Raw genomic sequence first — 23102 nt, forward strand, 5'->3', positions numbered from 1 at the left:
TCTCCTTGTCGGCCCGTCGCCAGGTTTTCTGAAGAGGGAATTCTGTGAAATCGGTCAGCGGGGTATTTCAGCCCGCCACGCCGCTTTCCGCACCGCCACGCTGCAACGGGTCAGGCCAGGGCTCGCCGTTGCCGGTGAACGAAAGTGAGACGGAGTTCAGGCAGTGGCGCTCATGGGTCGGCGGCGGGCCGTCGGGGAACACATGGCCCAGATGGCTGCCGCAGCGCGCGCAGGTGATCTCGGTGCGGACCATGCCGTGGCTGGTATCGCGGATCTCGCGCACGTGCGCCGGGTCGAACGGAGCAAAGAAGCTGGGCCAGCCGGTGCCGGAATCGAACTTGGTGCTGGAGCGGAACAGCGGCAGCGCACACAGCCGGCAGCAATAGACGCCCTCGCGCTTGTTGTCGAGGAACACACCGCAGAACGGCGCTTCGGTGCCGTGCTGCAGCAGCACGCGGCGCTCCTCACTGCTGAGACCGGCAACCAGCGCCTCGGTCTGGGTGGTGGTCGGGGGCGTCAGGTCGAAGGCAGTCATGGCGGCGCTCCGTGGGGTCGATGGCCTGGGGATGCCCACAAACGTGGGGTTGCCGGCGCGACCTTGCAAGTGTGATGGCCGTTCATGGGCGGCACACAGGCGCAGGCGCAAGGTGAATGCGATCCATACCGGAGCGTGCCATGAAACTGTCCCTTTCCCTGCTGCTGGCCCTGCTGCCCGCGCTGGCGCTGGCTCAGGTGCCAACCGGTAATCCGACCGCCACCCGCAGCAGCACCACCGTAGCCCCCCAGCCGGTGGTGCCACCCGTGCAGCCAGCGAGGCCGCAGCCGCAGGTGCTGCCTTCGCCGCAGCCAGTGCAGCCGATCAAGTCCACCGGCCCGGCCCAGGTTGCGCCCACCCCAGCGCCCAAGCCGGCCGACAAGGTTTACGACCGCAATGGCCGTATCGTCCCCGGGGTGCGTCCGGCCGGTCCGAACCGCGTGTTCGATTCGCGCACCGGCCGCTATTACGACAGCGTGCCGGCCGGTGACGGCCAGCAGATCAAGCGCTGATCTCGGATGTCAACCAAGGTTGGCAGCTACCGCACGCTGTCCGGCCTGAACGCACGAAAACAACATCCTGCCGATCACTGCTTTTTCGCCTGCGATTAACCGTTGCGGGACCACCGTGGCCCTGCGCCGGCACTCCGCCGCCGCATGTCCTTCGTCCACTGGATCGCGATCATGAAAAACCAGCAGAACCGTCATCCCGGCAAGGAACCGCAGGGCCGTAACCCGCAGCAGCAACAGCAGCAACAACAGCAGCAGATGGACCCGCAGCAGCCGCACAAGGGTGGCAAGCAGCAGGAGCAGCGCTCGCAGAAGCACCCGCAGCAGCGTTGACGGTTGCCATGACCGGGGTCAGAGCCCGCTGTGCGGGATCTGACCACTTGCCGAACCCTGACCGGGGTCGGATCCCGCACCGCGGGCTCTGACCCCAACCGCAGCCGCTTCAATCCGGAATCGGCAGGCTCAGCGTCTCCTTCACCTCTTCCATCACGATGTAGCTCTTCGACTCACGTACATGCGGCAGCGTCAGCAGCGTGCTGCCGAGCAGCTTGCGGTAGGAGGCCATCTCGCTGATCCGCGCCTTCAGCAGGTAATCGAAGTCGCCCGACACCAGGTGGCACTCCAGTACGTTCGGCAGCTTCAGCGCCGCGCGCCGGAACTCCTCGAAGATGTCGCCGGACTTGTAGGCCAGGCTGATCTCCACGAACACCAGCAGGCTGGCCTTCACCGCCGCCGGGTCCAGGTGAGCGTGATAACCGGTGATCACTGCTTCGCGTTCTAGGCGGCGCACCCGTTCGGTGCACGGGGTGGTCGACAGCCCGACCCGTTCCCCCAGTTCGGTGAAGGAGATACGGCCCTCGGCCTGCAGGATGCGCAGGATCTTGCGGTCTATCTTGTCCAGTTCACGGGTACGGGTGGCCATGGCCGTCAACCTTGGGGAATGAATTGCAGGGGAACATCCTGCCGGTTGAATGCAAATCAGGCAAATCAACTGGTATTGGCTGTCTATACTTCCCCAATTATGGTCCCGGCACGCTCCAGTGCAGGGAATGATCGGGTTGGAGAAGTCCCATGCGAGTCCTAGTTCTCGGCAGCGGCGTGATCGGCACCACCAGTGCCTGGTACCTGCGACAGGCCGGGTTTGAAGTCACGGTCATCGACCGTCAGCCCGGCCCGGCGCTGGAAACCAGCTTCGCCAATGCGGGCCAGCTGTCGTTCGGCTATACCTCGCCGTGGGCCGCCCCGGGCGTGCCGAAGAAGGCCATCGGCTGGCTGTTCGAGAAGCACGCGCCGCTGGCGATCAAGCCGGGCATGGACCTGGCCCAGTACCGCTGGTTGTGGCAGATGCTGCGCAACTGCACCCACGAGCGCTACGCGATCAACAAGGCGCGCATGGTGCGCATGTCCGAGTACAGCCGCGACTGCCTCAATGAGCTGCGCGCGGAGATCGGTATCGAATTCGAAGGCCGCGACCTGGGCACCACCCAGTTGTTCCGCACCCAGCAGCAGTTGGACGCCTCGGCGCAGGACATCGAGATCCTGGCCCAGTACGGCGTGCCGTACGAGGTACTGGACCGCGCCGGCATCATCCAGGCCGAACCGGCCCTGGCCCATGTCGACGGCCTGGTCGGCGCGCTGCGCCTGCCGCGTGACCAGACCGGCGACTGCCAGCTGTTCACCCGCCGCCTGGCGCAGATGTGCGTGGACGCGGGCGTCGAGTTCCGCTTCGACCAGGACATCACCGGTCTGGTCTCCGATGGCGAGCGCATCACCGGCGTGCACGTCAACGGCACCCTGGAAACCGCTGACCGCTTCGTGGTCGCGCTCGGCAGTTACTCGCCGGCGCTGGTCGCACCGCTGGGCATGCGCCTGCCGGTGTACCCGCTGAAGGGGTATTCGCTGACCCTGCCGATCACCGATCCGGCGATGGCACCGACCTCGACCATCCTCGATGAGAGCTACAAGGTGGCGGTCACCCGTTTCGACGACCGTATCCGCGTCGGTGGCATGGCCGAAGTGGCCGGCTTCGACCTGTCGCTGTCGCAGCGCCGCCGCGAGACCCTGGAACTGGTGGTCAGCGACCTGTACCCGAAGGGCGGCGACCTGTCGCGCGCGCAGTTCTGGACCGGCCTGCGCCCGGCCACGCCGGATGGCACGCCGGTGATCGGCGCCACACCGTTCCGCAACCTGTACCTCAACACTGGGCACGGCACGCTGGGCTGGACCATGGCATGCGGCTCGGGCCGCTACCTGGCCGACCTGATGAGCGCACGCCAGCCGCAGATCAGCACCGAAGGCCTGGATGTTTTCCGCTATGGCCAGTACGGTCACGCCCCGCAACATGAGAACCGCACATGCGTCCTGCCCGCGCGCTGATTGATCTGGGCGCCCTGCGCAGCAACTACCGCCTCGCCCGCGAACTGGGCGGTGGCAAGGCCCTGGCGATCATCAAGGCCGATGCCTACGGCCATGGCGCGGTGCGCTGTGCGCAGGCGCTGGAAGGCGAGGCCGATGGTTTCGGCGTGGCCACCATCGAAGAGGCGCTGGAACTGCGCCAGGCCGGCATCCGTGCGCCGATCCTGCTGCTGGAAGGCATCTTCGAAGCCAGCGACATGGCGCTGGTGGCCGAGCATGATTTCTGGTTCGCCGTCGGTTCGCCGTGGCAGCTGGAGGCGCTGGCCGCCTTCGACAGCCCGCGTCCGTTGACAGTGTGGCTGAAGCTGGACAGCGGCATGCATCGCCTCGGCCTGGACGTGGACAGCTTCCGCGCCGCGCATGCGCGCCTGTCGGCGCTGCCGCAGGTCGAACGCATCGTGCTGATGACCCATCTGGCACGTGCCGACGAGCTGGACAGCGAACGCACCCACGAGCAGGCGGCGACGTTCGCCCGTGCCATCGACGGCCTCGAAGGCGAGACCAGCGTGTGCAATTCGCCGGCGCTGCTGGGCTGGCCGGATGTGCGCAGCGACTGGGTGCGCCCGGGCCTGATGCTGTACGGGGCCAATCCGTTGCCGGACAACACCGATCTCACCGCGCGCCTGCGCCCGGTGATGACCATGCAGTCCAAGGTTATTGCCGAGCGCTGGATCGAGTCGGGGGAACCGGTGGGCTATGGCGCCCGCTTCGTCTCCAAGGCACGCACCCGCGTCGGCGTGGTCGCGTTGGGGTATGCCGATGGCTATCCGCAGTTCGCGCCGAACGGTACCCCGGTGCTGATCGATGGTCAGCCCGGCGTGCTGATCGGTCGCGTGTCGATGGACATGCTGACCGTGGACCTGACTGCGCATCCGCAGGCGGGCGTTGGCAGCGTGGTGGAGCTGTGGGGCAATGCGCCGACGCTGTCCGAGCTGGCGCCGCGCTGCGGCGTGAGTGCGTACCAGCTGCCGTGTGGCGTCAAGCGCGTGGCCAGGGTGTACATGTAGAGCCGAGCCCATGCTCGGCGCTGTGACTGCGTGTCGACCAAGGTCGACACCTACCGATGGGCCTACCGCGCAGCGGTCGCCCGGTACGCGTCGCCGGGCGAGGCTCTGGTAGCGGCCGACCTTGGTCGGCGCCGTGAATGCGTGTCGACCAAGGTCGACACCTGCCGATGGGCCTACCGCGCAGCGGTGGCCTGGCTGGCCAGCTGGCGCTTCACCCAGTCATCGATCAGGCGCTTCTCATAGCGCAGCGGATCACTGTCGCTCTTCAGCCCTACGTTGTGCAGATAGCCGGTGTCGCTCAGGCGCGCATCGCCTTCGCTGATGATGCGGCCGCTGGCATCCTTCAGCGTGTACTGCAGGCTGATCCGCGGCGGGTAGATGTCACGCATGATCCGGATGTCACTGCCACGGGGGCCATGCCAGGGCTCGTAGTCGCCGGCGCGCTTGATGTCGACCAGGGTCACGTCGAGGGTCTGGCCAGGCTGCAGCGGCTTGGCCGCCGTGGTCTGCAGGTAGCGCGCGAGCTGCTGCACCCAGTCGCCGCGCTCGGCTTCGAAGCGGTTGGTGCTCTGGCGGATCTCGGTGAATTTGGCCGGATCATCCCATTTCACGCTGACCGGGCCATCGGCCTGCAGCGCACGTGGTGCCTGCGCATCGGTCACGGTGCGCGGGGCCGCGTTGGCGCCGCCCGCCACCAGGGCGCCTGCCAGCAGGGCAATCGCGAGTGAGCGTTTCATGACGGTCTCCTGCGTCCCACCGATGGGGACGATGTTGATCACGGATCGAGTGTGATCCTGCTTCCAGGCAACGGCAATGGCCGATTGCGTCACGTACAAGAGTGGTTGCCGCCAATTCATTGTCGTCAAGCATGACTGACGGCGCTTGACGCTGTGAATACGCTCTTTGGAAGATGCTGTGCCTCCAACCCGGCCTGTCCAAAACGCCCTTGTCCACACTGCCGCCCCTAGTGGAGCGCCCACCGATGATGGTGCCGGCGCCCGAACCCGACCTGCATCATGGCGTGCTTGAGCGCATCAACGCAGGTTTCTGCGTGATCCAGGTGCTGTTCGATGGTGATCGTGCGGTGGACTACCGTTTCATCGAGGTCAACGATGCTTTCGAGCGGCATACCGGACTGAAGGACGCACGCGGCCAGCGCATGAGCGCGCTGGAACCGCACCACGAGGAAGACTGGTTCCGCATCTACGGTGAAGTGGCCCGCAGCGGCCGCCCGGCGCAGTTCGAGATGGAGGCGCGGGCACTGGGCCGCTCGTTCGCGGTCGACGCGGTGCGCGTGGGGCGCCCGGGTGAGGACAAGGTCGGCATCCTGTTCTTCGACATCACCGCGCGCAAGCAGATGGAAGTTGAGCTGGGTGAAAGCGAAGCGCGCTTCAGTGCGCTGGCCGATGGCCTGCCGATGCCGGTCTGGGTGCTGGACGAGCGCGGCCATGCACGCTTCGTCAACAGCGCCTTCAGTGAGTTTTTCGGTGGCGACGAGACGCGCGTTCCCGAGGATGTGTGGCGTGGGCTGGTGCATCCGGACGACGCCTCGGTGTTCGAGTACGAGCTGCAGGAGGCCTTGAAGGCGCAGCGCTCGATGCACGCGTTGGTGCGTGCGCGGCGTGCCGATGGCCAATGGCGCTGGCTGGAGATGAATGCACGTCCACGCTTTTCGCGGATGGGCCGCTTCATCGGCCTTGCCGGCAGCAGCCCGGACGTGACCGAGCGCCGCGAAATCGAACTGGCCCGCGAGGAACTGCTGCAGTCCGAGCGTGCCGCGCGCAGCGCGGCCGAGAACATGGCGCGGCTGAAGGACGAATTCCTGGCCACGTTGTCGCATGAGCTGCGCACGCCGCTGACCACCATCCTGGGCTGGAGCGAATTGTTGCTGCAGCGGGTGGACAACACCAGCCCGCTGTACAAGGGCCTGGGCGTGATCGCCAACAGCGCTGGCGCGCAGAAGCGGCTGATCTCGGACATGCTCGATCTCAGCAGCATGCTGCTGGGCAAGGTGCAGCTGGAAGTGGAAGTGCTGGATCTGTGCGGCGTGCTGGGCGAAGCGATCGGTGCGCAGGAGCTGGTGGCCGAAGGCAAGGCGCTGGATGTGCACCTGCAGCTGCCTGACCGGCCCAGCCTGGTGCTGGGCGATGCCACCCGCCTGCAGCAGGTGTTCTGGAACCTGCTCTCCAACGCGATCAAGTTCACCCCGGCCGAAGGCCGCATCGACGTGGCCCTGCAGGCCGATGGCAATCACTGGGTGATCACCGTGCGCGATACCGGCGACGGCATCGCGCCTGAGTTCCTCAACCACCTGTTCAGCCGCTTCCGCCAGGCCGATGGCACCACCACCCGCCGCCATGGCGGCCTGGGCCTGGGTCTGGCGATCGTGCAGCAGCTGGTCGAGCTGCACGGCGGCACGGTCACCGCCGCCAGTGAAGGGCACGGCCACGGCGCTACCTTCACCGTGCGCCTGCCGCAGCACCTTCCGGATGCCGAGCGCCGTCCGCTGCGCGAAGTAATCAGCGGGCCGATCCTGGAGCCGGTGATCGTGGAACCGTATCCGCTGCGCGGCATGCACGTGCTGGCGGTGGAAGACCAGCCGGAAGTGCTGGAGTACCTGCGGCGCATGCTGGAAGAGCAGGGCGCGAGCGTGTCCGCGGCCAGTTCGGCAGGCGAGGCATTGGCGCTGCTGGCCGACACCGGCCATCTGCAGTACCACGTGATGCTGACCGACATCGGCATGCCCGGCATGGACGGCTACGGCCTCGTTCGTACGCTGCGCGAGGACATGGGTGTGGACGCGCTGACCCTGCCCGCGGTGGCGGTGACAGCACTGGCGCGCGCCGACGATCGCCGTCGTGCGTTGGCGTCGGGCTTCCAGGAGCATGTGGCCAAGCCCTATTCGGTGGCGCAGCTGGTGTCGGCGGTACGCAAGGTGCAGGTGCCGCGCGCCGACAGCGCGCTGCACTGAGCATTCACGGCTGATCGGCGACCCTGCACGCAGGAGGTCGCCGATGTCCCGTATTGCTCCCCGTATCCATACCGATCCGGCGCAGATCGCGCGCCTGGAGACCCTGTTGCCGCAGCTGGAAGGCGAAACGCAGGTGGAACTCATCCTGCAGGACGGTCGCCGGCTGCTCGGCACCGTCGCTGTGAAGCCGACCGTGCAGCAGTACCGCAACGATGCCGGCGACGAAGGCAGCAACGGCCAGCTGCGTTTGGACGACTACGACACGCCAGTGCAGCAGCACCATGTGTGGTTGGACGAGATCGCCAGCATCAACCGCCTGCCACCCAAGGCACCTTGAGCCGGTGTAGAGCCGAGCCCGCCGCTCGGCTGCCGCCCGTGCGGCTGCGCCACCGCCCGAGCATGGGCTTGGGCTCGGGCGCTGCGGTGATGTCAATGCTCGAACAACGTCGGGGTCGCTTCGAAACGGCGTGCGTATGCGCGCTCCTCTGCGACCCTCGCCACCTCGTCGTCGGCCAGATCCGGCGCGCCGTAGACTGCATAGGCCACGCTGCCATCGGCGCCGTGGCCGACCTGGTGCAGGCGGTAGCGTGAGTGGCCGCCGCCGGTGTCTTCGGGGTAATGCACGGGCGGATGGCTGCCTTCCAGGTCCATCTCGCTGTTGTCGACCACGCCACCGACGAACAAGGCACGCATGCAGGCTCTCCTGGGGATTGGGGGAGCCTTTACCCTGAACGCTGCGATGTTTCCGGGGGATCAAGGCCCCGTTCGGGTTTCGCAAAGCGGCCGCCGGGGCTGGCCCGGCCAAGCCGGTACAATGGACGGCCCTCACGCTTTGAAGTAACCGCGCCGATGGCCTCCAGCGACGACGCTCCCCTGCAGACCCTGCTCCTGCCGTTCTCCCAAGGCGCCCTGCGCTGGCCGGAGGGCCCGGTGGCCTTCCTGCGTGCCCGCGATGGCTGGCCGCTGCGCGAAGTGGCCGGTGGCCGTGAAGTGCACTGCGAGCAGAGCTTCGCCCCGTTCGCGCAGCCACTGCAGCAGGCGGCCGGCTGGACCGTCAGCGGCCAGCTGGATGATGTGGCCGGCAAGGGCCGCTATCCGCTGGTGCTGGTGCTGCCGCCGCGCCAGCGCGAGGAAGCCCGTGCGCTGTTCGCCCGCGCCCTGGCGCTGGTCGCGGAAGGCGGCCGCATCGTCGCCTGCCAGTCCAACAACGAAGGCGCGCGTTCCGGCGAGGGCGACCTCAAGCAGCTGACCGGCCTCGGCGGCAGCCTGACCAAGAACCACTGCCGGGCGTACTGGACCGCGCCGATGCAGGGCCAGCACGATGCCGACCTGGCCAAGCGCTGGTCCGCCCTGGACGCGGTCCGCCCGATTGTCGGTGGCCGCTTCCTCAGCCGGCCGGGCGTGTTCGCCTGGGACCGGATCGACCCGGCCTCGGCGCTGCTGGCCGAGCACCTGCCGGCCGACCTGGCCGGTCGCGCCGCCGACCTCGGTGCCGGTTACGGCTACCTGTCGCGCGAGCTGCTGGAGCGCTGCCCGAAGATCACCGCGCTGGACCTGTACGAGGCCGAGCAGCGTGCGCTGGCGCTGGCCGAGCTGAACCTGTCGCCGCCGCCGCGCCCGCTGCCGCTGCGTTTCCTGTGGCGCGACGTCACCGCCGGTATCGAGCCGGACTACGACGTCATCATCAGCAACCCGCCGTTCCACACGCCCTCGCGTGCCGACCGTCCGGACATCGGCCAGCGCTTCATCGCCGTGGCCGCGCAGGCGCTGCGCCCGGGCGGACGCCTGTACGTGGTGGCCAACCGCCACCTGCCGTACGAGTACACGCTCAATGAGAGTTTCGGTGCGGTGCGCGTGGTTGCCGAGCGCGATGGCTTCAAGCTGGTCGAGGCGGTGAAGGGCAGGGGGAAGGGCAAGTGAAGCTGGTCAAGCTCATCGCCAACCTGGGCTATGGCAGCCGCAAGCAGGTGCAGTGGATGTTCCGCGAAGGCCGCGTCACCGACGCCGATGGCGAGGTGCTGTACGCCGACGACCAGGTGCCGCATGAAGCGGTGCGCGTCGATGGCGAGCCGCTGGACCCGCCGGTGGGCCTGTCGATCGCGCTGCACAAGCCGGCCGGCTACACCTGTTCCACCAAGGACAAAGGTCGCCTGATCTACGACCTGCTGCCGCCACGCTACCGCGACCGCGACCCGGTGCTGTCTACCGTCGGCCGGCTGGACCGCGACACCAGTGGCCTGTTGCTGCTGACCGACGATGGCGGCCTGCTGCACCGGATCATCTCGCCGAAGTCGAAGCTGCCCAAGGTCTACGAAGTGGAACTGAGCGAGGACCTGCGCGGCGATGAAGGGGCGCTGTTCGCCAGTGGCACGCTGATGCTGGAGTCCGAGAAGACGCCCTTGCTGCCGGCTGAACTTGAAGTGCTGGATGCGCGCCGCGCACGCCTGGTGCTGCATGAGGGCCGCTACCATCAGGTACGCCGCATGTTCGCCGCCACCGGCAACCATGTGCAGGCACTGCACCGCAGCCGAGTCGGCGGGCTGGACCTGCAGGGACTGGACGAAGGGCAATGGCGGCAGCTCACTCCCACCGACCTGGATACGCTGTTCGCTCCATGACCACCATCGCTGCGCTGCCGTTCCTGCCCGACGCCGTCATCTTCGACATGGACGGCCTGATGATCGACAGCGAGCGGGTCTCGCTGGCCTGCTGGAGCCAGGCCGCCGATGAATTCGGCCTGGGCCTGGATGAAACGGTGTTCCTGCGCATGGTCGGTCTCGGCGACCGCGATACGCACGCGTTGCTGCGTGCGCAGGGGGTCGAGGACAGCGTGATCGAAGCCGTGGCCGCACGCTGCCACGACCTCTACGAGGAACGCACGCAGACCGGCCTGCCGCTGCGGCCAGGCATTCTCGAATTGCTGGAACTGCTGGAGGCGCACGCGATACCGCGTGCGGTCGCGACCACCACGCGGCAGCCGCGGGCCAACCGCAAGCTGTCCGCCGCCGGCCTGCTGCCGTATTTCGATGCGGTGATCACCAGCGGCGACGTGGCGCGGCCGAAGCCGGCACCGGACATCTACCTGCTGGCTGCGCAGCGGCTGGGGCAGCTGCCAGAGCGCTGCCTGGCGCTGGAGGATTCACCGGCCGGCACGCGCGCCGCGCTGGCTGCCGGCATGACCGTGATCCAGGTGCCGGACCTGGTGCATCCGGATGAGGAGCTGCGCGCATTCGGCCACCGCATCGTCGGCTCGCTGCTGGACGCGCACGCGCTGCTGCTGCCGTTGCTGCCGAGGTAACAGCCCGCCCCTGACGGTAGGTGCCAACCTTGGTTGGCACTGAGCCGAGCATGGGCTCGGCTCTACATCCATGGCAACCGCTTTGGTGGGTGCCGACCGTTGGTCGGCACGCCTTTCCATCACACCCGGCCGAACACCAGCGCCGCGTTGGTGCCACCGAAGCCGAAGCTGTTGGACATCACCGTATCCAGCTTCTGCTCGCGGCTCTCGCGGAGGATCGGGAAGCTTTCCACCTTCGGGTCCAGCTCGCCGATGTTGGCCGAACCGGCGACGAAGCCGTCGCGCATCATCAGCAGGCAGTAGATCGCCTCGTGCACGCTGGCCGCACCCAGCGAATGGCCGGACAGCGCCTTGGTCGAGGACAGCGGCGGCACCGCATCGCCGAACACTTCGCGGATCGCGTTGAGCTCGGTGACGTCGCCCAGCGGCGTGGAGGTGCCGTGGGTGTTGAGGTAGTCCAGCGGACGATCCACGCCCTGCAGCGCCATCTTCATGCAGCGCACCGCGCCTTCACCGGACGGCGCCACCATGTCCGCGCCGTCGGAGGTCACACCATAGCCGATCAGCTCGGCATGGATGTGCGCGCCACGCGCGACGGCGTGATCGTAGTCCTCCAGCACCAGCATGCCGCCGCCGCCGGCGATGACGAAGCCGTCGCGGTCCTTGTCGTACGGACGCGAGGCGCTGGCCGGGGTTTCGTTGAAGCTGGTCGACAGCGCGCCCATCGCATCGAACATCACGCTCATCGACCAGTGCAGGTCTTCGCCGCCACCGGCGAACATGATGTCCTGCGCGCCGTGGCGGATCATGTCCGCGGCGGCGCCGATGCAGTGCGCCGAGGTCGCGCAGGCAGCCGACAGCGAGTAGCTGACGCCCTTGATCTGGTAGGCGGTGGCCAGGCAGGCCGAGACCGTCGAGCACATCGTGCGCGGCACCATGTACGGGCCGACCTTGCGCACACCGCGTTCGCGCAGCAGGTCGACTGCGCCGATCTGCCATTCGCTGGAGCCGCCGCCGGAACCGGCGATCAGGCCGGTACGCAGGTTGCTGACCTGCTCGGGGCTGAGCCCGGCATCGGCGATGGCATCGCGCATGGACAGGTAGGCGAAGGCCGCCGCATCGCTCATGAAGCGCTTCTGCTTGCGGTCGATCAGCGCGTCCAGGTCGAGGTCGACGCGGCCGCCGACCTGGCTGCGCAGGCCCGCGTCGGCGTGGTCGGACAATGCCGTGATGCCGGAGCGCCCTTCGCGCAGCGCATTCGAAACGGTATCCAGATCATTGCCGAGGCAGGACGTGATGCCCATGCCAGTGATGACGACGCGACGCATCAGAAGCTCCCGGTTTCAGTGAACAGGCCGACGCGCAGATCGCGCGCGCTGTAGATTTCGCGGTCATCCACGTACATGCGGGCGTCCGACTGGGCCATCACCAGCTTGCGGTTGATGACCCGGCTGATGTCGATCTCGTAACGCACGAGCTTCGCGTCCGGCAGCACCTGGCCGGTGAACTTCACCTCGCCGCAGCCCAGTGCGCGGCCCTTGCCGGGGGCGCCCAGCCAGGTCAGGAAGAAGCCGGTCAGCTGCCACATGGCATCCAGGCCCAGGCAACCAGGCATTACCGGGTCGCCGATGAAGTGGCAACCGAAGAACCAGAGGTCGGCGCGGATATCCAGTTCGGCGCGTACCATGCCCTTGCCATGCGGTCCGCCGTCCTCGCGGATTTCGGTGATGCGGTCGAACATCAGCATCGGATCGTTGGGTAAACGGCCGGCAGCGGCGCCGAACAGTTCACCGCGTGCGCTGGCCAGCAGCTGTTCGCGGTTGAACGCGTGGAGACGGGTCATGAAGCACAATCCTGGAAGCGAAGAACAGGGAAACAAGCGCCCGAGAATGCCCGTGGAAACTGCGCCGATCAAACATTTCAACCGTACGCAACCGTAGTGTTTTCAAGGGAATACGCGCATCCTGTTGATGTGCAACGACCATACCTGTGCGTGTGGTCGGTTCAGCCTGCCTCCGCCCTTTACGCCTGACATGACCCGACTGCGCAAGATCATCCACGTCGACATGGACGCCTTCTACGCGTCGGTGGAGCAGCGCGACGATCCGTCACTGCGCGGCAAGCCGGTGGTTGTGGCATGGCGTGGCGCGCGTTCGGTGGTGTGCGCGGCGTCCTACGAGGCGCGCGTGTTCGGCGTGCGCTCGGCGATGCCGGCCGTGCGTGCCGAGCGCCTGTGTCCGGATGCGATCTTCGTACCGCCGGACTTCGCACGTTACAAGGCGGTGTCACAGCAGGTACGCGGGATCTTCCTGCGCCACACCGACCTGGTCGAACCGCTGTCGCTGGATGAGGCCTACCTGGACGTGACCGAACCCAGGAGCGGCATGGAATTGGCCACCGACATCGCGCGCACCATCCGCGCGCAGATCCGCGAGGAAACCCAGCTGACTGCTTCAGCCGGCATCGCGCCGAACAAATTCCTGGCCAAGATCGCCTCTGACTGGCGCAAGCCCGATGGCCAGTTCGTGATTCCGCCGCAGCGGGTGGATGCCTTCCTGCTGCCGCTGCCGGTGAACCGCGTGCCCGGCGTCGGCAAGGTGATGGAAGGCAAACTGGCCGCGCGCGGCATCGTCACCTGCGGCGACCTGCGGCAGTGGGCACTGATCGATCTGGAAGAGGCGTTCGGCAGCTTCGGCCGCAGCCTGTACAACCGCGCACGCGGTGTCGATGAACGGCCGGTGGAGCCGGACCAGCAGGTGCAGTCGATCTCTTCCGAGGACACCTTCGCCGAGGACCTGCCGCTGGAAGACCTGGGTGAGGCGATCGTGCAGCTGGCAGAGAAAACCTGGAACGCCACGCGCAAGACCGAACGTGTCGGCCACACTGTGGTACTGAAACTGAAGACCGCACAGTTCCGCATCCTCACCCGCAGCTTCACCCCGGACCGCCCGCCGGAATCGATGGAAGAACTGCGCGACATCGCCCTGGCCCTGCGCGCCCGCGTCGACCTGCCGGCCGAGACCCGCTATCGGCTGGTCGGCGTCGGGCTTGGTGGGTTCCGCGAAAAGGAGCCGGTGGTGCAGGGGGAGTTGTTCGAGCACGACATGAACAATCCCACAGATACCTAATCATCAAACAGTGGGGTCAGAGCCCGTTGCGCAGCAGCGGGATCCGACCCCGTGCGGACCAACGGTCGGCACCCACCACCAGCAGCAGGTTCCGACAGATAGCGGGAAACTGTCGAAGGCGGGGTGGGTCCGGTTGCGGGGGCGTGAGCGCCATGGATGGCGCGACCGAGCCTCCATGGACGGATTCACGGCGTCCCCCGCAACCGGACCCACCTCGCCATCCCACGGATAGCCAGCTGCTGCTGTTGCTTCGGCTGTTGCTGTTGCATTGAGCGGGTGCAGGGCGCAGCCCTGCAAAAGAAACTCCTACTTCATGGCCACTGCATCTCGCCCTTGGCCACCTTCGCACTCAACTCCAGCGACTCCACGCCTGCCAGCTTCGGATAGCGCGACTGCATCGCCTTCACCAGCGCCGCACTGTCCTTCGCCTTCGCCGCCTCAACATCGAACGCACGAATGTAGTCTGCGGTGAAGCGCAGCGCACTGGCATCCAGTGCTGCACCCGGCGCGTAATGCCCCGGCACCACCACCTTCGGCTTCAGTGCCTGCAGCCGCTGCAGGGTCTGCAGCCAGTCGGTGTGCGACTTCGGCGTCTGCGTGTCGGCCATCCACACGTGCTCGCCCGCCACCACCGGAATGCCACCGACGATCGCGCGCAGCGACGGCACCCACAGCACCGTGCGATCCGGGGTCGGGCCATCCAGGCCGATCAGCGGCAGGCGCTGGCCTTCCAGCTGCAGGGCATCGCCGTCCAGCACCTGTGGCACCACGATGCGCACGGGCACGTCGGTGCCCATCTTCGGTCCCCAGTAGGCCAGCTTGCCGGCCTGGGTCTGCTGGATGTGGGCGACGGTCTGCGCAGTGGCGACGATGCGTGCCTGCGGGAACGCGTCCTGCAGGGTGGCCAGGCCGAAGTAGTAATCCGGATCGCCGTGGCTGATGTAGATCGTGGTCAGCTGCTTGCCGCTGGCGCGGATCAGCTCGACCAGCTTGCGCGCGTCGCTGGCACCAAACTGCGCATTGACCAGGATCGCGTCGTGGCGGCCTTCGATCAGCACCGAGGACACCGAGAACATCGCCTGCGGGCCGGGATGGAAGGTCTGCAGGTGCAGCTGGGATTTCGTCGCCATGGCCGGCGCCGCGGTGGCCGGTGCGGCCAGCAACGGAGCGCTGGCGAAGGTGGCGGCAAGGGCGAGGGGAAGCAGCAGGGCAGCGGTACGCATGGGAATTCCTTGTGGCGGATGGCGAGCCGAGCGTGGGCGCGGCTCTACAGGTGGGTAGCGCCGGGCCATGCCCGGCGGCCTGGCATCAGTACGCCGCGGTGATGATCTGCTTCGGGTACTGGTGCGCTTCCAGCTCAGCAACGAACGCGGCGCCGTAGTCGGCGTAGCTGATGCGGCTGTGGCCGCTGGCATCAGCGAGGAAGGCCTTGGCCTGCACGCGGTACTGACCGCGCTCTTCACCCGGGCCGATTTCGGCGGCCGGCGAGAAGAAGGTCCAGTCCAGGTCGTCCACCGCCTGCAGGCGGTTGAACGCCTCGCGGTGGGCCAGTGCGTAAGGCTTGTAGGCCTCCGGGAAGGTGGGGGTATCGACCAGCTGCACGCCGGGTGCGACTTCCAGGCTGCCGGCACCACCGACCACCACCAGGCGCGGCACGCCGGCCTTGCGTGCGGCGGCAGCCAGCTGCGCGGCGACCTCGCCGACGCGGCCGATGTCATCGCCCGGGCGCGGGCCGTAGGCACTGGCCAGCACGTCGTGGCCGGCGATGGCGGCGACCAGCGCGTCCTGGTCATCCAGCGAAGCGATCACCGGGTGGGCGCCGGCCAGTTCAGCCGGAAGGTCCTGTGCGCTGCGCACGATGACGGTGAGTTGGTGGCCGCGGGCCAGCGCGTGGCGGGCAATCTGGCGGCCGATGTTGCCGGTGGAACCAACGAGGGCGATCTTCATGGCAGGACTCCGTGGAGCGGTGTGGGGTGGGAATGGGGCCACTCTAGGCCGCTGCAGTCGCTCGAAAAACAGCGTATAACGCGCTTGTTTGTTGCATGGATCGAGCATATGGACCGAATGACCGCCATGACCGTGTTCGTCGAGGTGGCCGAGCGCGGCAGCCTGACGGCCGCTGCTGAAGTGCTGGACATGTCGCGGGCGATGGTCAGCCGCTACCTGGCCGAGGTCGAGGGCTGGCTGGGTGCGCGCCTGCTGCACCGGACCACGCGCCGGGTCAGCCTGACCGGACCCGGCGAGTCGGCGCTGTTGCGCTTCCGGCAGATGCTGGCGATCGGCGAAGAACTGCAGGGCGAGCTGGCCAGTGATGATCCCGAGCCGCACGGCACGCTGCGGGTGACCGCCAGCGTCTCATTCGGGCAGAGTCACCTGGCACGGGCCGTGGCCGGCTTCGTCGCGCGCCATCCAGCGGCACGCATCGAGCTGCTGCTGGTCGACCGCACCGTGAACCTGGTGGAAGAGCGCGTGGATCTGGCGGTGCGCATCGCCCGCCAGATCGACCCGAGCCTGATCGCGCGGCGGCTGGCCACCTGCCGTTCGGTGCTGTGCGCGACGCCGTCCTACCTGCAGGCGCGTGGCACACCGACCGCGCCCGAGCACCTGGCCGCACACAACTGCCTGACCCACCATTACGTCGGCAAGAGCCTGTGGCAGCTGCACCGCGATGGGCGTTCGCTGTCGGTGGCGGTGGGCGGCAACATCAGCGCCAATGAGGCTTCGCTGCTGCTGGAGGCGGTGCGGGCCGGTGCCGGCATCGCCATGCTGCCGACCTACCAGGTGGCGCCGCTGCTGCGCAGTGGCGAGCTGATCGAACTGCTGCCCGAATTCAGCCTGGACGAACTCGGCATTCATGCCGTGTACGCGTCAAGGCGCCAGCAGCCCGCTATCATGCGGCGATTCCTGGACTTCCTGGCCGAGTGCTTCGCCAGCCCGGCCTTCCAGGATCTGGATTGGCGCCCACCGGGCAAGGAGAACACATGAACCATGGACAGGGCTTGATCGATCACAACCGTGCTGCCTGGGACCGCCAGGCCAGCGAAGTGCGCGAATGGTCGCGCCCGGTGGAAAGCTCAACGATTGCTGCCGCGCGCGAGGGCCGCTGGCAGGTACATCTGACCCCGCGCGCGCTGCCGTTGGACTGGTTGGGCGATGTGCGCGGCCGTCGCATCCTGTGCCTGGCGTCGGCCGGTGGCCAGCAGGCGCCAGTGCTGGCCGCGGCCGGTGCCGAGGTCACCGTGTTCGACCTGTCCGATGGGCAGCTGGAACAGGACCGCGCGGTCGCCGCGCGCGATGGCCTGCAGCTGCGCACCGTGCAGGGTGACATGCGCGATCTGCACGTATTCGCCAACGACAGTTTCGATGTGGTGTTCCACCCGATCTCGAACCTGTACGTGCCCGATGTGCGCCCGGTGTGGACCGAATGCCGGCGCGTGCTGGCGCGCGATGGCATGCTGATGGCCAGCTTCTACAACCCGGTGCTGTTCGTCGGCGCGCGCGATCCGCAGCTGGATGCACAAGGCCTGATCCGGCCACAGTACGCCATTCCCTATTCGGACCTCGAAGACCTGGCGCCGGCTGAGCGCGAGGCGAAGCTGGCCCGCGGTGACGCGCTGACCTTCGGCCACAGCCTGACCGAACTGATCGGCGGCCAGCTCGATGCCGGCTTCGTCATCGATCGCTTCATGGAAGACTGGCAGCCGCAGCCGCGCTTCCTGATCGACCGCTATCTGCCCACCTTCCTGGCGACCCGCGCACGCCGGATCGGCTGAGGCGGAACTGCCAAAAAGGGGCGACGTACAATGGACGGCCCCACGTCATGCAGGTGCCGTTCCTTGTCGTATCCCTATCCGCTGGTCGTGTTCGACCTCGATGGCACGCTGGTCGACAGCGCCGCCGATATCGCCGAAGCACTGAACCGCACGCTGGAAGACATCGGCGTTGCGCGCGTGCCGGAGGCTACCGTGCTGGGCTGGATCGGCGACGGAGTGCGCCGCCTGGTGGAGCAGGCCGTGCATGCGGCCGGCCGCGAGGTCGACATGAGCGAGGTGATGCCAGTGTTCATGGTGCACTACCGCGAATGCCTGCTGCGCAGCCCGCGCCTGTTCGATGGCGTTGCTGAAGCGCTGGCGAAGCTGCGTGAACGCAATGTGCCGCTGGCGATCTGCACCAACAAGCCCGAAGCACTGGTGCCACCGCTGCTGCAGCACCTGGGCATCGGTGATGCGTTCGCGCTGATACTGGGCGGCGATTCGCTGCCGCAGCGCAAGCCCAGTGGTGAACCGCTGCGGCACATCGCCGCGCACTTCGGCCTGGCCGTGGGGCAGTGCCTGATGGTGGGTGATTCGCTGACCGACTACCGCGCCGCCGAAGATGCCGGCATGCCGATCGCGCTGGTGCGCTACGGCTACCCGCGCGGCCTGGACCTGGCCACTGCGCATGCGGTGGCGGTGATCGACGACCTGCGTGAACTGCCAGGGTTGCAGGGCTGATTCAACGGATAACGCCGGTCGCCGGGCGGTAACCCGGCCCGACGCAATGGGTAGTGCCGGCCGCTGGCCGGCAACCCGGAATGCGCTGCCGAAGGTCATGATGTTGCCGGCCAGCGGCCGGCACTACCATGAACGTTGCGCTCACTTCGGCTGGTAACGCACGCTCAACTGGTACTCGCGACCGGGCTGGTTGAACCACGCCACGGTCTCGTAGCTGCGGTCGAACACGTTGGCGGCACGCGCCAGCAGCGACCACGATGGCGTCAGCGCGTACTCGGCGCGCAGGTCCAGCGTGCCGTAGCCGCCAACCTTCACTCTGTTCGCCGCGTCGTCATAGCGATTGCCCGCACCCTGCACGGTCAGGCCGGCGCGGAAATCGCCGAAGCGGCGGTCGATGTCCAGGCGTGCGGTCTGTTGCGCGCGGCGTGGCAGCCAGTTGTCGAACTGGGTGCTGCCGTGGGTGCGGTTGCGCGGGTCGGTGTAGCTCAGCTGCGCATTGATGTCGAAACCGGCCAGCAGCACGCCACCGGTCAGTTCGGCGCCACGGATGCGCGCCTTCTCCACCTGCTGCATTTTCATCGTGAATGCATCGTAGGTGATCAGATCATCGATGCGCGTTTCGTACACGTCCAGGCCCCAATGCCAGCCCTGGCCCTGCTGCGAAACACCGAGGTTGGCGCTCTTGGACTTTTCCGGGTTCAACGTCGGCACGCCGCTCCACGGGTCGTACAGGTCGCTGAAGGTCGGTGCCTTGAACGCCGTGCCGTAGCTGGCATTGACGCGCAGGCCGTGGCCCAGTTCCATGGCCCAGCCAACGCTGCCGGTGGCGTGATTGCCGAACTGCTGGTTGTCGTCGTTGCGCGCGCTGACCTGCAACTGATGGCGGCCGAAGCGGCCCTGGTACTGCACGAACACGCCGGTGTTGCGGCGGCTGTCGACGAGGTAGCCGGCACTGCTGCCATCCAGGTTGTCTTCGCTCCAGTCCACGCCGGTGCTCAGCAGCTGGGCCTCGGCCAGCGTGATGTCACCCTGCAGCGAGGCGCTGTTGCGATGGGTCTGTGCACTGCCGAACACACCCGGTGCGCCGAAGTTGTCCGACTCGTTGTCGCTGCGGCCGACATTGGCGGTGAATGCCAGGCGTTCGGACGGGGTGTAGCGCACCTTGCCGGCCAGCACCTGCTGGCGGGTTTCGGAGTAGTTGTAGTAACCGTCGTAGTGGTTCTTGCCGTCGGCGCGCAGTGCGCTGGCTTCCACGGTCCACTGGTCGTTGAAGCTGTAGCCACCGCGCAGGCTCTTGGACAGGTTGCGGTAACCGTCGCGGTCGTGTTCGTCGGCAAAGCAGCCGGCGAACAGCGTAGCCGAGCCGCGGCAGGCATCAATGCCGTCGGAGTGCTGGTAGGCGATGTCAGCGCCGAACCAGCCGCGCTCGGTACCACCGCCGATGCCGCCGCTGGCTTCGCGCAGGCCGTTGCTGCCGCCACCGAGCTGGAAGTGCGGGGCGAAGTCGCCCTGGTTGCGGCGGGTGAAGATCTGGATCACGCCGCCGATGGCATCGGCACCGTACAGGCTTGACTGCGGGCCGCGTACGATTTCGACGCGTTCGATCTGCGCCAGTGGCAGGTCCTGGTACATGGCCAGGCCGAGGTCGGCACTGTTGATGCGCACGCCATCGACCAGCACCACGGTGTGGCCCGAGTTGGTGCCGCGCAGGAACAGCGAGCTCTGCTTGCCGAGGCCGCCGGAGTTGGTCAGGTTGATGCCGGCACGGCCGCGCAGCAGTTCCTGCAGCGAGGTGGCCTGGCTGGATTCGATCTGCGCGCGGTCGATCACCTGCGCCGGCGCGATGCTGTCCTGCAGGGCGATGGGGGTGCGGGTGGCGGTGACCAGGATCTGGTCGAGCGCGGTGGTGTCATCGGCGGCCTGGGCCAGCGCGGGCAGGGCGGCCAGCACGGCCAGGGACAGCATTCGGGACTGCAGCTTCATGGGGGACTCCAGGTGCCACGCACGCCCGCGTGGCGAAGGGGAGGAGCCGCGAAGGCTGGCACGCGCCGATGCCGCAGCACAGGCCGCGTCATCCAGCGCCATGCCCACCGCATCGCGACCTGAGGCTTCCGGGCCGGTCTCCGGGCTTGCCGCCAGGTGGCGCGAGGCCACCGTCCAGGCGCCTTCCCATGCCTGCGGCACAGTGGCGGTCTTGCCTGGAACTGACGTGCTTACCGTTGCGGGGGCAGCGCCGGCATGGCGTGGAATCACGCGTCACCGGCTTCCCGTTTCAACCTGCCGGCCATGGCCGCAGGTCACCTGGAAGTGCGCGCAGTCTACGGCATCGCAGGCAGCGCGTAGCGTCGAGCTTGCTCGACTGCCCTTAGAATGGCCCCTCAGATCCCGTGGTGCAGTTGCCGATGTCCGCCCGTTTTCCGTTGTACCTGCGTCGCCCGCATGGGACGCACGCATGATCCTCGACCTGGTCCGCCACGCCGGCAATGGTCGCGATGAATTCCTTGATGGCCGCAGCGATCCGCCGCAGCTGGCCCGCCTGCCACAGGAACTGGTCGAGGCCTACGGCGGGCTTCCTTGGGAGCGGGTGATCAGCTCGCCGCGGCTGCGCTCGCTGCACACTGCCATGGCACTGGCCACCCCGCGCGGGCTGGACGTGGACGCGGACGAGGAATGGGAAGAACTGGATTTCGGTGATTGGGACGGGCAGTCGCTGTTCGACCTGCCGGAGGATGCACTGGCGGCCTTCCACGCAGATCCGCATGCGTACCCACCGCCGAACGGTGAAAGCTGGGGCCACTTCGAGCGGCGCATCGCGCGCGCTGGATCGCCTGCTCGATGATGACGATCCGGTGCCGACGCTGGTGGTCAGCCATGGCGGCCCGCTGCGCATGGTGCTGTCGCAGGTCTGTGGCCTGCCGATGTCGCTGTGCTGGGCCTTGCGCATCGACCACGGCACCCGCCTGCGGGTGAGGCTGGAACGCGGTGAGGTAAGTGTGGTGGGCGAGCTGCTGGAGCTGCAGCAGCCCTGAGCCCACTCGCCGGGCATGGCCCGGCGCTACCGATCCCGCATCACAGTGGTTGTGCCGGCCGCTGGCCGGCATCCCCAGGAACGCGGAGGCTTCAATCCTCGTCGGCGCTCTCGGCCACGCTGTCTTCCGCGTCATCATCGGTGTCGAAGCGCTGCTCATGCACCGGGCCCGAGGCCGGGCCGGCCGCTTTCAACGGATGTGCGGCAATGCGCGCCTCATAGTCCTGCACCAGCGCCTCGCGCTGCGGCTCGCTCAGTTCCTGCCAATGGCAGTCCAGCAGTGCGCCTTCCAGCGAGTACAGCAGGTTCAGGCTGGGCTTGAAGCCTGCGCGCTTGACCTTGACGAAGGCGCCCACGGCACCAATCGCAACCAGGTCTTCGCGGCTGCGCAGGCCGACCTGGCGCAGCCACGCCGCACTCTTCGGGCCGATGTTGCGCAGCTTCGGTGCGCTCATCCCAGCGCCTCGACGAACACGCGGGCGATGGCTTCCAGGCCGGCCTGGTCGTCGGCATCGAAGCGGCCGACCTTGGGGCTGTCGATGTCGAACACGCCGATCAGTTCATCGCCACGCAGCAACGGCACTACCAGTTCCGAGCGCGAGGCCGAATCGCAGGCGATGTGGCCGGGGAAGGCATCGACATCATCCACGCGCTGGGTCACGCGCTGGCTGGCGGCGGCACCGCACACGCCCTTGTCCAGCGGGATGCGCACGCAGGCCGGCAGGCCCTGGAACGGACCGACCACCAGCTCTTTGCCGTCGTACAGGTAGAAGCCCACCCAGTTCAGGTCGGGCAGGGCGTGGTAGACCAGTGCCGAGAGGTTGGCCGCGTTGGCGATGCGGTCGGACTCGGCGTAGACCAGGCCACGGGCCTGTTCCAGCAGCTGGGCGTATTGTTCCGGCTTGCTGCCGGTAAGCGAGGCATTGGCGAACATGCCCGCAGTCTAGCAAGCGCGCCGGGCCGGCGATAATGCACGCTCTGTTGCCCCGCTGGAGCTTATCGATGCCGTTGCCCGCCACGCTGCCGCCTGCCCTGTTCGTCACCGGCACCGATACCGAGATCGGCAAGACCGCGGCCAGCACCGCGCTGCTGCATGCACTGCGCCGGCGCGGCCTGCGCGCGGTCGGCATGAAGCCGGTGGCCAGCGGCAGTGAGGATCTGGGACAGGGCCTGCGCAACGAGGACGCGCTGGCGCTGCAGGCGGCCAGCTGGCCGCTGCCGGACTATGCCGACCTGAACCCGTATGCGCTGCGGCAGCCGCTGGCGCCGGAGCTGGCTGCTGCCGAGGACGGCGTGCAGGTGGAGCTGGCGCCGATCGTGGCTGCATTCAAGCGCCTGCGCGCGCAGACAGACATCGTGGTGGTGGAGGGCGTTGGCGGTTGGCTGGCGCCGGTCTCGGCCACGCTGGACCAGCTCGATCTGGTGCGTGCGTTGCATCTGCCGGTAGTGCTTGTGGTCGGCATGCGGCTGGGCTGCGTCAACCACGCACGGCTGACCGCGCAGTCACTGCAGGCCAGCGGCGTGGAGTGCCTGGGCTGGATCGGCAATCATATCGACCCGGCGATGCAGCGCCAGGATGACAACATCGCCACGCTGCAGCAGCGCCTGCCGATGCCGTGCTGGGGGCGGTTGCCCAACCTTCCGGGGGCGAATGGCGAAGCGTTGGCGGCGCATCTGCTCGAGTGACCCTGAGTAGTGCCGGCCGCTGGCCGGCAACT

25 protein-coding genes, 1 pseudogene and 1 riboswitch are annotated in these 23102 nt (G+C 67.5%); of the genes and pseudogenes, 15 read left to right on the forward strand and 11 right to left on the reverse strand.

Annotation, left to right across the window (positions count from 1 at the left end):
- Window positions 1-67: 67 nt before the first annotated feature.
- Window positions 68-535 carry a peptide-methionine (R)-S-oxide reductase MsrB gene (msrB, locus tag AC07M7_RS14250; RefSeq protein ID WP_426354471.1) on the reverse strand — a complete coding sequence of 156 codons (468 nt, stop codon included), beginning with the start codon at window positions 533-535 and terminating at the stop codon, window positions 68-70.
- A 140-nt stretch (window positions 536-675) separates the two neighbouring features.
- Here msrB and AC07M7_RS14255 point away from each other — a divergent pair, with 140 nt between their 5' ends.
- Window positions 676-1047 (forward strand): classical arabinogalactan protein 4, encoded by a 372-nt coding sequence (locus AC07M7_RS14255; RefSeq protein WP_482997353.1) that lies wholly within the window; start codon window positions 676-678, stop codon window positions 1045-1047.
- Between the two features lie 144 nt (window positions 1048-1191).
- Window positions 1192-1377, forward strand: a complete 186-nt coding sequence (locus AC07M7_RS14260; protein WP_049424811.1) for a hypothetical protein — start codon at window positions 1192-1194, stop codon at window positions 1375-1377.
- Between the two features lie 109 nt (window positions 1378-1486).
- Here AC07M7_RS14260 and AC07M7_RS14265 read toward each other — a convergent pair whose 3' ends face one another.
- Entirely contained in the window at window positions 1487-1966 is a 480-nt protein-coding gene (locus AC07M7_RS14265) for an Lrp/AsnC ligand binding domain-containing protein (protein WP_004140558.1), read from the reverse strand.
- 149 nt (window positions 1967-2115) lie between these two features.
- Here AC07M7_RS14265 and AC07M7_RS14270 point away from each other — a divergent pair, with 149 nt between their 5' ends.
- The gene (locus AC07M7_RS14270; RefSeq protein WP_046983075.1) at window positions 2116-3420 is read left to right on the forward strand and encodes a D-amino acid dehydrogenase; all 1305 of its coding nucleotides are present in this window, start codon (window positions 2116-2118) and stop codon (window positions 3418-3420) included.
- Complete coding sequence (alr, locus tag AC07M7_RS14275) at window positions 3399-4466, forward strand: alanine racemase (protein ID WP_426354466.1); 1068 nt, start codon at window positions 3399-3401, stop codon at window positions 4464-4466. The genes AC07M7_RS14270 and alr overlap by 22 nt, the downstream gene beginning before the upstream one ends.
- A gap of 173 nt (window positions 4467-4639) precedes the next feature.
- Here alr and AC07M7_RS14280 read toward each other — a convergent pair whose 3' ends face one another.
- Window positions 4640-5203 carry a DUF3016 domain-containing protein gene (locus AC07M7_RS14280; protein WP_046983095.1) on the reverse strand — a complete coding sequence of 188 codons (564 nt, stop codon included), beginning with the start codon at window positions 5201-5203 and terminating at the stop codon, window positions 4640-4642.
- Window positions 5204-5448: 245 nt separating this feature from the next.
- Here AC07M7_RS14280 and AC07M7_RS14285 point away from each other — a divergent pair, with 245 nt between their 5' ends.
- Both AC07M7_RS14285 and AC07M7_RS14290 read left to right on the forward strand, forming a co-directional pair.
- Window positions 5449-7437 carry a hybrid sensor histidine kinase/response regulator gene (locus tag AC07M7_RS14285; protein ID WP_004140574.1) on the forward strand — a complete coding sequence of 663 codons (1989 nt, stop codon included), beginning with the start codon at window positions 5449-5451 and terminating at the stop codon, window positions 7435-7437.
- A gap of 43 nt (window positions 7438-7480) precedes the next feature.
- Window positions 7481-7774 (forward strand): DUF3247 family protein, encoded by a 294-nt coding sequence (locus tag AC07M7_RS14290; RefSeq protein WP_253077872.1) that lies wholly within the window; start codon window positions 7481-7483, stop codon window positions 7772-7774.
- Window positions 7775-7866: 92 nt separating this feature from the next.
- On the opposite strand, the gene AC07M7_RS14295 is transcribed toward AC07M7_RS14290, so the two are convergent.
- The gene (locus AC07M7_RS14295) at window positions 7867-8130 is read right to left on the reverse strand and encodes a hypothetical protein (protein WP_005407925.1); all 264 of its coding nucleotides are present in this window, start codon (window positions 8128-8130) and stop codon (window positions 7867-7869) included.
- A gap of 156 nt (window positions 8131-8286) precedes the next feature.
- Between AC07M7_RS14295 and AC07M7_RS14300 the strand changes: the two genes are divergently transcribed.
- The 3 genes from AC07M7_RS14300 to AC07M7_RS14310 are packed head-to-tail and all read left to right on the forward strand — an operon-like array spanning window position 8287 to window position 10735.
- Complete coding sequence (locus AC07M7_RS14300; protein ID WP_136639252.1) at window positions 8287-9357, forward strand: class I SAM-dependent methyltransferase; 1071 nt, start codon at window positions 8287-8289, stop codon at window positions 9355-9357.
- Entirely contained in the window at window positions 9354-10055 is a 702-nt protein-coding gene (locus AC07M7_RS14305; protein ID WP_046983072.1) for a pseudouridine synthase, read from the forward strand. Before AC07M7_RS14300 ends, AC07M7_RS14305 begins: the two co-directional genes overlap by 4 nt.
- Window positions 10052-10735 carry an HAD family hydrolase gene (locus AC07M7_RS14310; RefSeq protein WP_046983071.1) on the forward strand — a complete coding sequence of 228 codons (684 nt, stop codon included), beginning with the start codon at window positions 10052-10054 and terminating at the stop codon, window positions 10733-10735. Before AC07M7_RS14305 ends, AC07M7_RS14310 begins: the two co-directional genes overlap by 4 nt.
- Window positions 10736-10854: 119 nt before the next feature.
- On the opposite strand, the gene fabB is transcribed toward AC07M7_RS14310, so the two are convergent.
- Together fabB and fabA are read right to left on the reverse strand one after the other, a co-directional pair.
- Complete coding sequence (gene fabB / locus AC07M7_RS14315) at window positions 10855-12063, reverse strand: beta-ketoacyl-ACP synthase I (protein ID WP_136639253.1); 1209 nt, start codon at window positions 12061-12063, stop codon at window positions 10855-10857.
- The gene (gene fabA / locus AC07M7_RS14320) at window positions 12063-12578 is read right to left on the reverse strand and encodes a 3-hydroxyacyl-[acyl-carrier-protein] dehydratase FabA (protein WP_495207703.1); all 516 of its coding nucleotides are present in this window, start codon (window positions 12576-12578) and stop codon (window positions 12063-12065) included. Before fabA ends, fabB begins: the two co-directional genes overlap by 1 nt.
- Window positions 12579-12768: 190 nt before the next feature.
- On the opposite strand from fabA, the gene dinB reads away from it, so the two are divergent.
- Entirely contained in the window at window positions 12769-13863 is a 1095-nt protein-coding gene (gene dinB / locus AC07M7_RS14325; protein WP_253077871.1) for a DNA polymerase IV, read from the forward strand.
- A 311-nt stretch (window positions 13864-14174) separates the two neighbouring features.
- Here the strand turns inward: dinB and AC07M7_RS14330 are convergent, their stop codons facing one another.
- Both AC07M7_RS14330 and AC07M7_RS14335 read right to left on the reverse strand, forming a co-directional pair.
- Window positions 14175-15086: an MBL fold metallo-hydrolase gene (locus AC07M7_RS14330; protein ID WP_295377018.1), complete on the reverse strand. Its 912-nt coding sequence runs from the start codon at window positions 15084-15086 to the stop codon at window positions 14175-14177.
- 85 nt (window positions 15087-15171) lie between these two features.
- Window positions 15172-15810, reverse strand: a complete 639-nt coding sequence (locus AC07M7_RS14335; RefSeq protein ID WP_495207704.1) for an NAD(P)-dependent oxidoreductase — start codon at window positions 15808-15810, stop codon at window positions 15172-15174.
- A 108-nt stretch (window positions 15811-15918) separates the two neighbouring features.
- Here AC07M7_RS14335 and AC07M7_RS14340 point away from each other — a divergent pair, with 108 nt between their 5' ends.
- The 3 genes from AC07M7_RS14340 to gph all read left to right on the forward strand — a co-directional run bounded on the left by AC07M7_RS14340 (window position 15919) and on the right by gph (window position 18356).
- Window positions 15919-16848, forward strand: coding sequence for a LysR family transcriptional regulator (locus AC07M7_RS14340; protein ID WP_046983066.1), 930 nt, complete (start codon window positions 15919-15921; stop codon window positions 16846-16848).
- Complete coding sequence (locus AC07M7_RS14345) at window positions 16845-17636, forward strand: class I SAM-dependent methyltransferase (protein WP_495207705.1); 792 nt, start codon at window positions 16845-16847, stop codon at window positions 17634-17636. The genes AC07M7_RS14340 and AC07M7_RS14345 overlap by 4 nt, the downstream gene beginning before the upstream one ends.
- A 63-nt stretch (window positions 17637-17699) precedes the next feature.
- Window positions 17700-18356: a phosphoglycolate phosphatase gene (gene gph / locus AC07M7_RS14350; RefSeq protein ID WP_136639258.1), complete on the forward strand. Its 657-nt coding sequence runs from the start codon at window positions 17700-17702 to the stop codon at window positions 18354-18356.
- Between the two features lie 141 nt (window positions 18357-18497).
- On the opposite strand, the gene btuB is transcribed toward gph, so the two are convergent.
- Window positions 18498-20339 (reverse strand): TonB-dependent vitamin B12 receptor, encoded by a 1842-nt coding sequence (btuB, locus tag AC07M7_RS14355; RefSeq protein ID WP_495207706.1) that lies wholly within the window; start codon window positions 20337-20339, stop codon window positions 18498-18500.
- Between the two features lie 114 nt (window positions 20340-20453).
- A riboswitch (cobalamin riboswitch) is annotated at window positions 20454-20676 on the reverse strand.
- Between the two features lie 132 nt (window positions 20677-20808).
- On the opposite strand from btuB, the pseudogene AC07M7_RS14360 reads away from it, so the two are divergent.
- Window positions 20809-21385, forward strand: a pseudogene (locus AC07M7_RS14360) (histidine phosphatase family protein).
- Between the two features lie 91 nt (window positions 21386-21476).
- On the opposite strand, the gene AC07M7_RS14365 reads toward AC07M7_RS14360, so the two are convergent.
- Window positions 21477-21839 carry a TfoX/Sxy family protein gene (locus AC07M7_RS14365; protein WP_125892467.1) on the reverse strand — a complete coding sequence of 121 codons (363 nt, stop codon included), beginning with the start codon at window positions 21837-21839 and terminating at the stop codon, window positions 21477-21479.
- The gene (locus AC07M7_RS14370) at window positions 21836-22318 is read right to left on the reverse strand and encodes a GAF domain-containing protein (RefSeq protein WP_004140850.1); all 483 of its coding nucleotides are present in this window, start codon (window positions 22316-22318) and stop codon (window positions 21836-21838) included. The genes AC07M7_RS14365 and AC07M7_RS14370 overlap by 4 nt, the downstream gene beginning before the upstream one ends.
- Window positions 22319-22386: 68 nt before the next feature.
- Between AC07M7_RS14370 and bioD the strand changes: the two genes are divergently transcribed.
- The gene (gene bioD / locus AC07M7_RS14375) at window positions 22387-23070 is read left to right on the forward strand and encodes a dethiobiotin synthase (protein WP_495207707.1); all 684 of its coding nucleotides are present in this window, start codon (window positions 22387-22389) and stop codon (window positions 23068-23070) included.
- Window positions 23071-23102: the final 32 nt, after the last annotated feature.

The organism is Stenotrophomonas sp. GW821-FHT09E08, assembly GCF_059416125.1.